The organism is Devosia sp. J20-27, assembly GCF_055808595.1.
This window is the reverse complement of sequence record NZ_CM147875.1, coordinates 3,844,608-3,858,686: the sequence shown is the minus strand read 5'-3', so window position 1 is coordinate 3,858,686 and position 14,079 is coordinate 3,844,608. Positions and strand designations below refer to the sequence as shown.

General features: G+C 66.1%; 12 protein-coding genes. 8 read left to right on the top strand and 4 right to left on the bottom strand.

Annotation, left to right across the window (positions count from 1 at the left end; translation table 11 throughout):
• Positions 1-340: 340 nt before the first annotated feature.
• From moaB to AC0L4C_RS19160, 3 genes are all read right to left on the bottom strand, one after another.
• On the bottom strand, positions 341-877 hold the full coding sequence (gene moaB, locus AC0L4C_RS19170; protein ID WP_473401346.1) for a molybdenum cofactor biosynthesis protein B: 537 nt from the start codon (positions 875-877) through the stop codon (positions 341-343).
• Entirely contained in the window at positions 864-2,273 is a 1,410-nt protein-coding gene (locus AC0L4C_RS19165) for an MFS transporter (RefSeq protein WP_473401345.1), read from the bottom strand. Before AC0L4C_RS19165 ends, moaB begins: the two co-directional genes overlap by 14 nt.
• A gap of 80 nt (positions 2,274-2,353) precedes the next feature.
• Positions 2,354-3,181: a uracil-DNA glycosylase gene (locus AC0L4C_RS19160; protein ID WP_473401343.1), complete on the bottom strand. Its 828-nt coding sequence runs from the start codon at positions 3,179-3,181 to the stop codon at positions 2,354-2,356.
• 77 nt (positions 3,182-3,258) lie between these two features.
• Here AC0L4C_RS19160 and AC0L4C_RS19155 point away from each other — a divergent pair, with 77 nt between their 5' ends.
• The 6 genes from AC0L4C_RS19155 to AC0L4C_RS19130 all read left to right on the top strand — a co-directional run bounded on the left by AC0L4C_RS19155 (position 3,259) and on the right by AC0L4C_RS19130 (position 10,979).
• A complete protein-coding gene (locus tag AC0L4C_RS19155; RefSeq protein WP_473401342.1) occupies positions 3,259-4,908 on the top strand; it encodes an electron transfer flavoprotein-ubiquinone oxidoreductase in 1,650 nt (549 codons plus the stop codon).
• 110 nt (positions 4,909-5,018) lie between these two features.
• Positions 5,019-6,809 (top strand): tetratricopeptide repeat protein, encoded by a 1,791-nt coding sequence (locus tag AC0L4C_RS19150; protein WP_473401341.1) that lies wholly within the window; start codon positions 5,019-5,021, stop codon positions 6,807-6,809.
• A gap of 11 nt (positions 6,810-6,820) precedes the next feature.
• Complete coding sequence (locus AC0L4C_RS19145; RefSeq protein WP_473401340.1) at positions 6,821-7,696, top strand: 4-(cytidine 5'-diphospho)-2-C-methyl-D-erythritol kinase; 876 nt, start codon at positions 6,821-6,823, stop codon at positions 7,694-7,696.
• 145 nt (positions 7,697-7,841) lie between these two features.
• Positions 7,842-9,029 carry an efflux RND transporter periplasmic adaptor subunit gene (locus tag AC0L4C_RS19140; protein WP_473401338.1) on the top strand — a complete coding sequence of 396 codons (1,188 nt, stop codon included), beginning with the start codon at positions 7,842-7,844 and terminating at the stop codon, positions 9,027-9,029.
• Entirely contained in the window at positions 9,029-9,766 is a 738-nt protein-coding gene (locus tag AC0L4C_RS19135) for an ABC transporter ATP-binding protein (RefSeq protein WP_473401336.1), read from the top strand. Before AC0L4C_RS19140 ends, AC0L4C_RS19135 begins: the two co-directional genes overlap by 1 nt.
• A 1-nt stretch (position 9,767) precedes the next feature.
• A complete protein-coding gene (locus AC0L4C_RS19130; RefSeq protein ID WP_473401335.1) occupies positions 9,768-10,979 on the top strand; it encodes an ABC transporter permease in 1,212 nt (403 codons plus the stop codon).
• Between the two features lie 351 nt (positions 10,980-11,330).
• Here AC0L4C_RS19130 and AC0L4C_RS19125 read toward each other — a convergent pair whose 3' ends face one another.
• Positions 11,331-12,350, bottom strand: a complete 1,020-nt coding sequence (locus AC0L4C_RS19125) for a polyprenyl synthetase family protein (protein ID WP_473401334.1) — start codon at positions 12,348-12,350, stop codon at positions 11,331-11,333.
• 67 nt (positions 12,351-12,417) lie between these two features.
• Here AC0L4C_RS19125 and AC0L4C_RS19120 point away from each other — a divergent pair, with 67 nt between their 5' ends.
• Both AC0L4C_RS19120 and AC0L4C_RS19115 read left to right on the top strand, forming a co-directional pair.
• Positions 12,418-13,200: a tRNA1(Val) (adenine(37)-N6)-methyltransferase gene (locus AC0L4C_RS19120; RefSeq protein WP_473401333.1), complete on the top strand. Its 783-nt coding sequence runs from the start codon at positions 12,418-12,420 to the stop codon at positions 13,198-13,200.
• A 50-nt stretch (positions 13,201-13,250) separates the two neighbouring features.
• Complete coding sequence (locus AC0L4C_RS19115) at positions 13,251-14,078, top strand: S49 family peptidase (RefSeq protein ID WP_473401332.1); 828 nt, start codon at positions 13,251-13,253, stop codon at positions 14,076-14,078.
• The last annotated feature ends 1 nt before the right edge of the window (position 14,079 follow it).

The window sequence follows — 14,079 nt, the reverse complement described above, 5'->3', positions numbered from 1 at the left end:
GGTGGTGCCTACAGCTGGCCTCGCGAAGGGGCGCAGATGGCCTTGGATAAGCGCTGGAGCCGGCGAGGCACACGGCCGCCCAGCCGTAATTGTCCCCAACCCGCCCCAAACACCGTCATCCTCGGACTTGATCCGAGGACCCATCTCACCCTCACACCGGCGGCGGCATGGATCCTCGCGTCAAGCGCGAGGATGACGGTGCGAGGGGATGGATGGCGGTGCGAGGGGATGGATGGTGGCGCCATGAGACGGTTGCGGCGCCAGAGCATCATAGATGGAATTAAGCGGGACAGCGGTGAAGCCAATCCTGATTGGTTCCCCGTGCTGCAAACGGAAGCGCCTACCGCTCCGCCAGCCGTGGCATCAGTTCGACGAAATTGCAGGGCTGGTGCCGGTTGTCGAGCTGCGCCCGCAGGATGCCTTCCCAGGCGTCGCGGCAGGCGCCGCGCGAGCCCGGCAGCACGAAAACGAAAGTCTCGCCGATCAGCCCGCCCGTCGCCCGCGATTGCAGCGAACTCGTGCCCACTGTCGTTGCCGAATACTGATGGAACAGCACCGAGAACCCGTCCATCCGCTTCTGGAACAGCGTCTCCAGCGCCTCTGGCGTCACGTCGCGGCCCGAAAATCCGGTGCCGCCGGTGGTGAGGATGGCGTCAATATCGGGATCGACCACCCAGCCCATCACCGTGTTGCGGATCTGGTGGATATCGTCGCGCACCACGGCGCGCTCTGCACAGATATGGCCGTCGGCCTCCATCAGCGACTTGAGCAGGGCCCCGGCCGTGTCGGTCTCCAGCGTTCGGGTGTCCGAGACGGCGAGCACCGCAATCCGGAGCGGCACGAACGGCTTGCTCTGGTCGAGCTCACTCTTGAACATTCTTGTCCGTTTTCTCTTTTGGCGCGTCTTCGCCGTCTACGGTCTTGGGCACGTCCTCGACGATCACCGTCGGATTGAGCGGGTCGGGCACCAGGATATCGGCCTCGTGCGGGCGCGACGTCGCGGCGGTCCGCGGCAGGTTTTCCTGCGTCTCGTCGGCGCGCGGATCGAGCTCGACCGAACCCGGGGTGACGCCCTTTTCGGCATTCATCGCCCGGAACCGCACGCGCCCGGCCGCATCACGCACCGGCCGTACCTTCATGCGCAGGAACGCCGTCACCGCCAGCGCGCCGTGAAATGTCGCCGTGACGATGAACAGCCCGACCGGCGCAATATGCTCCATCGCCCACGAGGCAATGATCGGTCCCACGGCCAGCCCGGTGCCGAGGATCAGCAGCATGCCGCCGGCCACCCGCGCGAACTCGCCGTCCTTGGCGAAGTCGTTGGCGTGCGCCACCGCGATGGCATAGAGCGGATTGGCGGCAAAGCCGTAGAGCCCGAAGAGCACGAAGGTCAGCACGCTGCCCCCCGCCAGCAGTCCTGTGGTCCCCGCCAGCACCGTGAACAGCCCCACCAGCGACGCGCCGCCGCTCAGAAAGACGATGACCAGCCGGCGGTCCATCCGGTCGCTCAGCCGCCCGAAGGGGATCTGCGCTGCGGCGCCGAGGATGGCCGTCACCGCAAACAGCAGGGCGATGCCGGCCGCATCGAGCCCCGTCTTGAATCCGTAGACCGGCGCCAGCGTGCCGAAACTGCCGTTTGTCATGCCGCAGGCAAAGCTTGCGATCACCGCCAGCGGCGAGGTCTTGTAGAGCAGGCGCACATCGAGCTTTGCCGACTTCAGCGGCCGCGGCTGCGGCGTCGAAGTCAGCGCGCTGGGCAGAATGGCGCAGATAAAGGCAATGGCCCCGATCACGAACGGCACATAGCCGCCGGTCCCGGTGACCGACATGGCTAGCTGGCCGATCGTCGAGGCCGCCATGTTGATGGTCACATAGATCGAAAAAATGGTGCCGCGGCTGCGGTTCTCCGCCACCTCGTTGAGCCAGCTTTCAACGATCATCGCCGCGCCGGCAAAGCAGAAGCCGGAAAAGGCCCGCATCACGATCCAGCCGATATCCTGCACCCAGAGCAGGTTGAGCAGGATCGTCACCGTGCCAATGGCGGCCATGATCGAAAACGCCCGGATATGCCCGACGCGCTGCACCAGCATCGGCACCGTCACCGATCCGGCCACGAACCCGACCGACCAGCCGGTGCCGATCAGGCCCAACGACATCAGCGAGAACCCTTCTTCGGCGCCACGCACGCTGAGCAGCAGCCCCTGCAGCCCGCCGCCAAACATCAGCAGCGCCGAACCAATAAACAGGGCGTAGATCTTGTAGGCTGATGTCATGGGTCTTCTGCGTATCCGAAGCCGCTGCGAGGGCAGGCGGTCGCTTGCCCCTCAACTCAGACCAAATTCAGGCCAATCCTTCAACCCGCAACAGAATTTTCCCGGTCGATTGCCTGCTTGAGACTCAGCATGTCCTGCCAAGCCATGGCCTTGGAGGCAGGCGAACGCAGCAGATAGGCCGGGTGCAGGGTCGGCAGTGCCGGCACGCTGTGGGAATTGATCGTCAGCGTCTTCCACTGCCCGCGTGTCCGGGTGATCCCGAGGCTGGTCTCGAACAGCGCCTGGGTCGGCACATTGCCCAGCGTCACCAGCAATCTGGGCGCCACCAGTTCCACCTGCCGATGCAGGAACGGGGCGCACAGCGCCAGTTCCTCCGGCGACGGGTTGCGATTGCCGGGTGGCCGCCACGGCACCATGTTGGCGATATAGACCTTGCTGCGGTCCAGCCCGATGGCTGCCAGCATCCTGTCGAGCAACTGCCCGGCCCTGCCCACGAAGGGCTTGCCCTGCAGGTCTTCCTGCTCGCCCGGGCCTTCGCCCACCAGCATGATCTCGGCCTCCGGGTTGCCGTCGGCAAAGCAGAGCTGGGTCGCCCGCTTCTTGAGCAGGCACCCCTCATAGGCGTCCATCACGGCGCGAAGCTCATCCAGTGTCGCGGCGCCGGCGGCGAGCGCCCGCGTCTCGGACGGATCGGCATTGAGCGGCGCCGCCACCGGTGGCGGCGTATCCAGCGCACGCGCCTGGACCGGCTGCGGCGCCACGCTGGCCGGCCGCGATCGGGCGGCCGGGACCGAGGCGGCGAAGCGGTCGACCGGCTCCTCGCCGACGCTCAGGTCGACGCCCGCCGCCCGATACCAGTCGAGCGCCGCAAGCATTTCGGCGTCATTTAGCGGTCGATCTTCAGCCATGCCTTCTGTTATGTCACAGCCCTTCATGCGCTGCCAGCGCGACCAGACCGAACCCTGAATTCCGAGGATTGTGACGATTGGCCGAGGCCGGTGACCGCGAAACACTCCCAACCGATGTCGTCATCGTCGGCGCCGGCCCGGCCGGGCTGGCGGCAGCCATCCGGCTGAAGCAGCGCCATCCCGATCTGGCCGTCACCGTGGTCGAGAAAGCCGCCGAGATCGGCGGCCATATCCTCTCGGGCGCCGTCATGAACCCCGTCGGCATGGATGAACTGATCCCCGGCTGGCGCGACAAGGGTGCTCCCGTCGGCCCCGCCGTTACCCGCGACACCTATCACTGGCTGACCGCCGGCGCCGATATCGCCTTGCCCGGTTTCATGCTGCCACCGCAGATGCACACCAGCGACGCCGTCATCGTCAGCCTTGGCAACCTCTGCCGCTGGCTGGGCGAACAGGCCACCGCGCTCGGCGTCGACATCTTCCCCATGACCGCCGCCGTCGATGTCCTCACGGGTCCCGATGGCGAGGTGCGCGGCATCATCACCGGCGATCTCGGCATCGACGCAGCCGGCAACCCGAAGTCGGGCTTTGCACGCGGTATTGCCCTGGAAGCGAAATATACCCTGATCGGCGAGGGCGCCCGCGGCTCGCTGGCCAAGGCGCTGATCCCCGCCTTCGACCTTGCCGCCGCCAGCCCGCAGAAATACGGCCTCGGCATCAAGGAAATCTGGGAAATCCCGGCCGAAAGGCACCAGCCCGGCCGTGTCGATCACTATCTCGGCCACCCGCTCGATCTTGAGACCTCCGGCGGCGGCTTCTGCTATCACGCCGGTAATCGGCAGATCTATCTCGGCTTCGTCACCCATCTCGACTACGCCAATCCCACACTCTCGCCCTTCGACGAATTCCAGCGTTTCAAGACCCACAAGGCCATTGCGCCGCTGCTCGAGGGCGGCCGTCGCGTCAGCTATGGCGCCCGCGCCATTACTTCGGGTGGCCTGCAATCGATCCCCACCCTGGCCTTTCCGGGCGGCGCGCTGATCGGCTGTGCCGCAGGCTTCATGAACATGCCCGCCCTCAAGGCCATCCACAGCGCCATCCGTTCCGGCATGGCGGTCGCCGACGCTGTCGGCGAGGCAGTTGTTGCCGGTCGCGCCCACGACACGCTCGAAAACCTCAATGACAGGGTGCTCGCCACCGGCATCGGTGTTGAACTGGCGAAAGTGCGGAACGTCAAGCCGCTATGGAGCCGCTTCGGCCTGCTGCTGGGCGTGGCGCTGGGTGGTTTCGACATGTGGACACAGGCGCTGTTCGGCGTCTCGCTCTTTGGCACCCTGCCACATGCCAGCGCCGACTCGGACAAGCTCAAGCCGCTTGCCGACGTCCAGGCCATCGCCTATCCGCGCGCCGACGGCAAAACCACCTTCGACCGCGCCTCGTCGGTCTTTCTCGCCAACATCGCCCATGACGAGGACCAGCCGGTGCATCTCCGGTTGGCCGATCCCACCGTCCCAGTGCGCGAAAACCTGCCCCGCTATGGCGAACCGGCGCCGCTCTATTGCCCCGCCGGTGTCTATGAAATGGCCGAAGAGGGCGGCGTGCCGGTGTTTCGCATCCACGCCGCCAACTGCGTCCACTGCAAGACCTGCGACATCAAGGACCCAGCCCGCAACATTACCTGGGTGCCGCCAGAGGGCGGCAGCGGCCCGAACTATTCGGGGATGTAGGGGGCCGAGCGCACCGCCTCACGAAACTGTGGCGCGCTCTTGCGGCGCAGCCGTATTATGGCCCATCTTTGTGCGCTAATCGCACTATCCCGAATGACCCCGGAGGCTCTGTGCCTGTGACCCTGATCTCGCGCCTGCTGTCCACCACCGTCCTGGTGGCCGTCCTCGTAACTTCCGGCGCGGCCGGCGCAGTGACCTTCCAGGCTCAGCAACCCAGTCCCACCGGCAGCTACCTTGCCGGCCAGGCAGCGTTGATGTCGATGGAAACCGGTCCCGCCTCGCGCTATCTGCGCGATGCGCTCGAGGGCGACTACGATCATCCGCAGGTGGTGCAGACCGCGCTGATCGCCTTTGCCGCCAATGGCCAGATCACCGACTCGGCCAATGCGGCGCGGCATATGCTGCAGGTCGACCCAGGCAATGAACTGGCCCTGCTTGTCATCGCTACCGAGGCGCTGAAGCAGGGGCGCTATGACGACGTCATTGCCGGTCTCGACAAGCTCGGCAACCAGAGTTTTGCCGGCATTACCGGCTCGATCATCCGCGCCTGGGCCCTCGTCGGGCAGGGCAAGCTCGAGGACGGCTTCGCCAGCCTTGAACCCGTTGTTGCCAACGGGCTCGGCGATTTCCTCGTCTTCCATCGCGCGCTGATGGCTGACGTCGCCGGCCAGCACGACGAGGCCATCGATCTGGTCGCCAAGGCTTATGAGGCCGATCCCTATGTCGCCCGCATCGTCGAGGCCTATGCCCGCATGCTCGGCAATGCCGGTCGCTTCGACAAGGCAGCTTCCGTACTGGCCGGCTTTGCCGCCGAGGGCCTGACCCACCCGCTGGTCGCCAATGTGCGTGCCGCGGTGCAGCGCAAGCAGGCCCCCGGACCGTTTGCCGATAATGTGCAGACCGGTGCCGCCGAAATGTTCCACGGCATCGGCGTGGCGCTGGCGCGCGAGGGCAATAGCGAACTGGCGCTGGTCTTCCTGCGCCTCGGGCTCTATCTCGATCCGCAGGCCGATGTCATTGCGCTGGTGCTCGGCCAGTTCCTCGATGATTCTGGTCAGCACACCGCGGCCAACGCGCTCTACGATGCCGTACCGGCTGGTTCGCCGATGAAGGCCACTGCCGTCGTCCGCGTCGCCGAGAACATCGATGCCATGGGCGACAGGCCCGAGGCGCTCCGCCGGCTGAACAATATCGTCAGTGCCAATCCGACCGATGTCGACGCCCTGTCTGTGCTGGGCGACATGCAGCGGTCCGACAAGCGCTATGCCGACGCCGCCGAAACCTATTCGCGCGCCATCGCCGTGAACGAGGGCGACGTGCCGGGCGACTGGCGCTTCTACTACGTCCGCGGCATTGCCTACGAGCGCAACAAGGAGTGGCCCAAGGCCGAGGCCGACTTCAAGCGTGCCCTGGAACTCCGCCCCGACCAGCCGCAGGTGCTCAACTATCTCGGCTACAGCTGGGTCGACCAGGGCATACACCTCACCGAAGCGCTGGAACTGATCCAGAAGGCAGTCGCTGCCGCGCCCAACGACGGCTACATCATCGACAGCCTCGGCTGGGCCTATTACCGCCTGGGCCGCTACGACGAGGCGGTGACGACGCTCGAACAGGCCGTCATGCTCAAGCCCAATGATCCCGAGATCAATGATCACCTCGGCGATGCCTACTATCGGGCGGGCCGCAAGCTGGAGGCCCGCTTCCAGTACAATGTCGCCAGTTCGGTCGACAAGGAAGGCACCGTGCGCGAGCGGGTCGCCCGGAAGCTCTCTTCGCCGTCGCAGGGACCGATCGACGATCCCGTCGTGCCCAAGGCGGCCGAAGGCAAGGAAGATGATGCGGCCCGGCTGGACAAGAGCCAGGCTGCCATCAGCCGCGTCGCTCCACCCGCAGCACTCTAGGGCTGCGGCGCTTGACGGCAGATTTCCCGGTGATCGAGGCGGCACCCGCCAAGGTCAATCTTGCACTCCATGTCACCGGCCGCCGCGCCGATGGCTATCATGAGCTCGAAAGCCTCGTCGTCTTTGCCGATGTTGCCGACGAGATCGTGGCCATGCCCGCCAGGCGCGATGGCCTGCGCGTCACCGGGCCGTTTGCCACGGCCGCCGGCAGCGGCGACAGCAATCTGGTGGCCCGCGCCGTCGCCGCCTTTCGCGCCCGCTGGCCCGATCGCATCGAGACCGGACTCGATATCGAACTGCGCAAGAACCTGCCGGTTGCCGCCGGACTCGGCGGCGGCTCGGCCGATGCCGCCGCCGCCCTTCGCCTGCTCGCCGGGCTCGCTGGCGACGACATCCCGCTGGCCGATCTGACGGCCATCGCGCTGGGCCTCGGCGCCGATGTGCCCGCCTGCCTCCTCTCCCGCCCCTGCGAGATCCGCGGCGTCGGCGAAATCATCCATCCGTTGCCGGCCTTTCCGGATCTGCACCTTGTGCTGGTCAATCCTTTGCAGCCGGTCGTCACCGCCGATGTATTCCGTCGCCTGCAACGGCGCGACAACCCCGGCATGCCGGCGCTGCCGCAGCCGCTGACCCGCCCGGCCCAGCTCGGCATCTGGCTGTCGGAAACTCGCAACGATCTCGAGCCACCCGCCATCGCCCTGCTGCCGGTGATTGGCGACCTGATCACCCGCATCAATGCCATTGAGGGGTGCATGCTCTCCCGCATGTCAGGCTCCGGCGGCACCGTGTTCGGTCTCTTCGGCTCGAGCGCCCAGGCCCACAACGCCGCCCATGAACTGCGTGCCGTCTGGCCCGGCTACTGGGTCGCTGCCGCGCCAGTCATCTAGCCCCCATTGGCGGCCGGCAAGGCGAGGCCGAAGATCCGAAATCGCGCTGCGGGTTGACGTACGTCAATACCCGCGTGTCCCGCTCTGTCAGGGTTGCGCCCGGACGAGAGAAATCCCGCCTTCGATCGCGCCCAGGAGCTGCCGCGTGCCGGCCACGACATCTGATATTGAAGCTGTGTTGCGCAAGGCAAAGCCGCGGCGCAACTGGATCTGGCCAGCACTGGCCGTCGCGGCGCTGGGTCTGGTTGCGGCTGGCGTCTGGCTCTGGTGGCCGCAGGCCGGCGGCGACAACGCCTCCCGATACGTGACCGAAACCATCGATCGCGGCGATGTCATTGTCACCGTCACGGCCACCGGATCGGTAGAGCCCACCAATACCGTGCAGATCTCCACCGAGCTCTCGGGCACGGTCCGGTCCGTCAATTACGACTTCAACGATACCGTCAAGTCGGGCGATGTCCTGGCCCAGCTCGATACCGAGACGCTCGAGGCCAACCTCACCCGCGCCCGCGCCAATGTCGATGCCGCCGAGGCGCGACTGGCCGAGGCCCAGGCGACGCTCGAGGAGATGGATCAGTCCTACGAACGCTCTCTGCAACTCGCCGACCGGGGCGTTGCCTCCGATCAGGCCTTGCTCAACGCCAAATCCAATTTCTCCCGTGCCGCTGCCGCGCTGCAGAGCGCAACTGCCAACGTCGCCATTGCCAAGGCCGATCTGGCGCTCAACGAAGCCAATCTTGCCAAGGCCTGCATCTGCGCCCCGATCGACGGCATCATCCTCGATCGCAATGTCGAGGTCGGTCAGATCCTCGCGGCCTCATTCTCCGCTCCGACGCTGTTCACCCTGGCCGAGGATCTGGGGCGCATGCAGTTGCGAGTCGACATTGACGAGGCCGAGATTGGCCTCGTCTCGGAAGGCGACAAGGCCAGCTTCACCGTCGAGGCCTTCCAGGACAAGGTCTTTCCGGCCGAGATCGCCGAGCTGCGCTACGCCCCGCTGACGGTCAACGGTGTGGTGACCTACAAGGCCATCCTGGACGTCGACAATTCCGCCCTGTTGCTGCGTCCGGGCATGACCGCTACCGCTTCCATCGTCGTTGCGGAGTCGCACGATGTGCTGCGCGTCCCCAATGCGGCCTTGCGGTTCATTCCGCCCGCGCCGACGGTCTCGCCAGCTGAGACGGCCGGGCAGCGAACCGTCTGGGTGCTGCGCAACGAGCAGGCCGAGCCGGTGAGTATTCAACCCGGCAGCAGCGATGGCAGCTTCACCGCGGTAAGCAGCGGCGACCTCGCCGTTGGCGATCGTGTCATCGTCGACGCGGGCCCGGCCTGATGGCACCCGGCGCGGTGCCGCCCCAAGCGCCAGAGGCGCCAGAGACACTCATCGAGCTTCGTGGCATCACCAAGATCTTTGGCGCCGGCGAGGCCGAGGTACAGGCCCTGCGCGGCATCGATCTCAGGATTGCCCGTGGCGAGTTCGTGGCCATCATGGGCCCCAGCGGCTCGGGCAAATCCACCGCCATGAACATCATCGGCTGTCTCGACAGCCCCACTGCCGGCACCTACCTGTTCGGTGGCGTCAATGTTGGCGATATCGGCCGCCAGCAGAGTGCGCTGCTGCGCCGCAACTTTCTCGGTTTCGTGTTCCAGGGCTACAACCTGCTTGCCCGCACCTCGGCGCTCGACAATGTCGAACTGCCGCTCATCTACCAGGGCGTCTCGCCTGCAGACCGGCGCCGCATGGCGCTGGAGGCGCTCGCCCGTGTCGGCCTGAAGGGACGCGAACACCACGATCCGTCGGAACTCTCCGGTGGCCAGCAGCAGCGTGTCGCCATTGCCCGCGCCATCGTCAGCCGCCCCGACGTCGTCCTTGCCGACGAGCCCACCGGCAATCTGGATTCGGCCATGGCCGCCGATATCATGACCCTGCTGGTTGCGCTCAACCGCGACGAGGGGATTACCATCGTCATGGTGACCCATGAGCCGGACATGGCAGCCTATGCCGACCGGCTGATCAGCTTCCGCGACGGGCGCATCGAGTCCGATGCCGTGACGAAGGGAGCCGCCTGAGATGATCGTGGAAACCGGCAGGCTGGCTATTCAGGCGATCTTTCGAAATGCCATGCGCTCCTCGCTGACCGTGCTGGGCGTGGTGATCGGCGTCGCCGCCGTTATCGCCATGGTGACGCTGGGGCAGGGCACCACAGTGCGGGTCAGTACCGAAGTCGCGCAACTGGGCAGCAACCTGCTGATGGTCCTGCCCGGACAGGTCGCCGGCGGCCCCGCCTCGGGCAGCGCCAGCTCGGCGCGCTTCACCATTCGCGACGTCGACGCCATTGCCAATCAGATTCCCGGCACCCAGACTGCAGCGCCCTATGCGTCGCAGTCGATGACCCTGGTATTCGGCGCCGAGCACCATACCTCCGTGGTCACTGGCACCGACAATCGCTATTTCATCGCCCGCGACTGGCCGCTCGAGAGCGGCCGCGATTTTTACGAAAGCGAACTTCAGGCCGGCAGCGCTGCCTGCATCATCGGCGATACCACCAGAGAAGTGTTCTTCGGCGCCGGCGATCCCATCGGCGAGACCATTCGCGTCGGCCAGATCTCCTGCCGCATCATCGGCCTTCTCGCTTCCCGCGGCGGTTCAAGCTTCGGCTCCGACCAGGACGACACCGTCATCATGCCATTGCGCACTTTCCAGCGTCGCGTCGCCGGCAATGCCGATGTGAACATGATCTATGTCGCCGTCCGCGAGGGGTTTTCGACCGAAAAAGTGATCCGCGACATCGAGTTGCTGATGCGTGAACGCCGTCAGATCGCCTCCGGCGAGGACGACGATTTCAATGTCTTCGACATGGAACAGGTGGCATCCATGCTCTCCACGGTCACCGGCATTCTCACCGGCCTGCTCGCCGCCGTGGCCGGGGTCAGTCTGCTGGTGGGCGGTATCGGCATCATGAACATCATGCTGGTGTCGGTCACCGAACGAACCAAGGAAATCGGAATCCGCCTCGCCATCGGCGCGTCCGAAAGCCAGATTCTGATGCAGTTTCTGGTCGAGGCCATCGCGCTGTCGCTGTTCGGCGGCATCATCGGCATCGGTCTCGGGCTTGCCCTCGCCGCCATTGCCGGCAGCTTCCTCGCAGTGCCCTTCGTCATCGATCCGATCGTCGTTTTCGGGGCCTCCGCCTTCTCGGCCGTTATCGGCGTGATCTTCGGCTATTTCCCGGCCCGCCAGGCCGCCCGTCTCAATCCGATCGAAGCGCTGCGCCGCGAGTAGGATCTGGCTGGCCCGCGCACGGATCGCAACTATCCGCACCACGACCTCGTCCTTCGACACGTTCAGGGTGAGGTCTACGGGTTGTCCCGATGAAGTCAGCATGCCCGTGCCCAACGAGCCTCATGCTGAGCTTGTCGAACCACGAGGCGGGAACGCAACTCGGCACGTTCACAGTCCCACCCCAACCACCGTCATCCTCGGGCTTGACCCGAGGACCCATCCCTCCGCCGCACTGACGATGGGGGTGGAGCAAGCGGGCGGTGGAGAGAGCAAGCAGCAATGCCGAGAGCGGCAGGGCGATTCAATCGCGAACGAACCTTTGTATCAGGGGCAACGCCCCGGCGCCCGTACCTAGTAAGCGCGTCCGACGTAGAAATCGGCGATGTCGCTGAGCAGCGTCCGCATCTCGGACGCGGGCAGGGGGGCGAGGGCGGCGCGCGCCTTGCGCACATGCTCGTCGGCCTGCGCCACGGTCCGGTCGAGGCTCTTGTGGCGGTTGAAGATCGCCACCACCTTCTCGAGCACGCCATCCGGCGTTTCGCTCTGCCCCAGCGCCGAGGCGATGATCTCCCGCTCGGCGGGGTTGGCGTCCCCCAATGCGAGGATCACCGGCAGCGTCATCTTGCCTTCGCGCAGGTCGTCGCCGGTATTCTTGCCCAGCGTGCCGCTCTCACCGCGATAGTCGAGCACGTCGTCGACCAGCTGAAACGCCAGCCCGAGCTCCTCGCCATAGACGCGCATCGCCTCGCATCCGGCCGCGTCGGCGCCGCCGGCCATCGCCCCGACCTCCGCCGCGGCGGCAAACAGCGTCGCCGTCTTGGCCTGGATCACCTGACGATACTCTTCGGCGGTGGTGTCGAGGTCCTTGGCCTTGGCCAGCTGGAACACTTCCCCCTCGGCAATGATGGTTGCTGCCTTGGAGAGCACGCCCAACGCGTTGATATCGCCGGCTTCCACCATCATCATGAAGGCCTGACCGAGCAGGAAGTCGCCCACCAGCACGCTGGCCTGGTTGCCCCAGATCATCCGCGCCGCCGGCCGGCCGCGGCGCATGTCGCTCTCGTCGACCACGTCGTCGTGCAGCAGCGTGGCATTGTGCATGAACTCGACGGCTGCCGCGTAGTTGATTTCGGCGCCCTTGCCTTTGCCGAACAGCTGCGCCACCGCCACCGTCAGCATGGGTCGCAACCGCTTGCCGCCGGCTTCGATCAGGTAGCGGGCCAGTTGCGGCACCATCTCGACATGGGACTCGGCACGCTTGAGGATCAGCGCGTTGACGCGCTCCATATCCCCCTGCGTGACGGCGAGCAGACGATCCAGCGCGCCCGCGCCGGTCGCTTGTTTGGTCGCCGCTGCTGACGAAGTTGCCATAAATTCCTCGTTTGAGCGGTACATTGCGGGCTAGATAGCTTCCCGTGCAACCGGCAACCTGGTGCGAATGTCCCTAGACCACGCTACCGATTTTGTAAAACAACAAACGCTGACGCGCGACGCCTTTCTCGGCGGCCGGTTGAATCTGTCGCAACCGCGCAACGGCTTCCGGGCCGGGCTGGATTCGGTGCTTCTCGGGGCGGCGGTCGATCGCGGCAGCGCCAGCCTGCTCGACCTGGGCGCCGGCGTCGGGACCGCCGGGCTGGTAGCCTTCGCCCTCAATCCCGGCCTGGTTGGCACACTCGCCGAAATCGATGCCCCCACGGCCGCTCTGGCCGGGCAGAACATCACCGAGAACGGCTTTACCGGTCGGGCCCGCGCCGCCCATGTCGATATCACGGCCTCCGGTCTCGCCCGCGTCGATGCCGGGCTGTCGCCCGACAGCTTCACCACCGTGATCGCCAACCCGCCCTTTTTCGATCCGGCCCGCGGCACCGCGCCCTCCAGCGAACGCAGCGCCGCCCGGCATATGCCACCCGATGCGCTCGACCTCTGGGTGCGCACGGCTGCCTCGACCGCTGCACCCGGCGGCGAAATCATCTTCATCTACCCCGCCGAGGGCCTGCCGGCCCTGCTGGCGGCCTTTGCGCGCCGTTTCGGCGCCGTGCACGTCCTGCCACTGGTGCCCCGCGACGCCGATGCCGCCAGCCGCATCCTGATCCGCGGCATCAAGGGGTCGCGGGCGCCCACCCGCCTGCTCGCCTCGCGGGTGCTGCATCTGGCCGACGGGCGCGGCTTTCAGCCCGAATTCGACGCGATCTTCCGCGGTAGCGCACGGCTCGACTGGTAATTGGCGGCGCGCTTCCCTAAATCTGGGCGCGCACGCCGCAAGGGGACTTTATGGCCAACAGACTTGTCAGCATGATCAGCCGCCTGTTCGGAAAGGGCGGGCCGGTCATTCCGGTGGTCCGCCTGCAGGGCGTTATCGCCGCCGACCAGCGCGCCGGGCGTCTCAACATTGCCAATGTCGGGCCGCTGCTCAAGCGTGCCTTTGCCATGAAGTCCGCCCCCGCCGTCGCCATCATCGTCAACTCGCCGGGCGGCTCGCCGGTGCAGTCCCGCCTGATCGCCAAGCGCATCCGCGACCTCGCTGATGAAAACAGCAAGCCGGTGCTCGTCTTCGTCGAGGATGCTGCGGCGTCCGGCGGCTATTTCATCGCCACCGCTGGCGACGAGATCATTGCCGACCCGTCCTCCATCGTCGGCTCCATCGGCGTCATCATGGCCGGTTTCGGCTTTGTCGGCGCTCTCGACAAGCTCGGCGTCGAGCGCCGCGTTCATACCGCCGGCCGCAACAAGTCAACCCTCGATCCCTTCCTGCCGGAAAAGCCCGAGGACATCGAACGCATCAAGACGCTCGAGCTGGACATCCACGAGGTGTTCATCGACTGGGTCAAGGCGCGGCGGGCCGGCAAGATCACTGCCGCCGACGATGATGTGTTCACCGGTGAATTCTGGAGCGGCGTCCGGGGGCTGCAGCTCGGGCTGGTGGACGCCCTCGGCGACCTCCGCCAGGTTCTCCGCGACCGCTTCGGCAAGCACATCCAGCTCAAGCTGATCGAGCCCAAGCGCAGCTTCATCTCCCTGCCGCCGTTAGGCTTTTCACTGGCCAGCGACGCCACTGCCGTCCTCGAGGATCGGGCCGTCTGGGCTCGCATAGGGCTCTGAC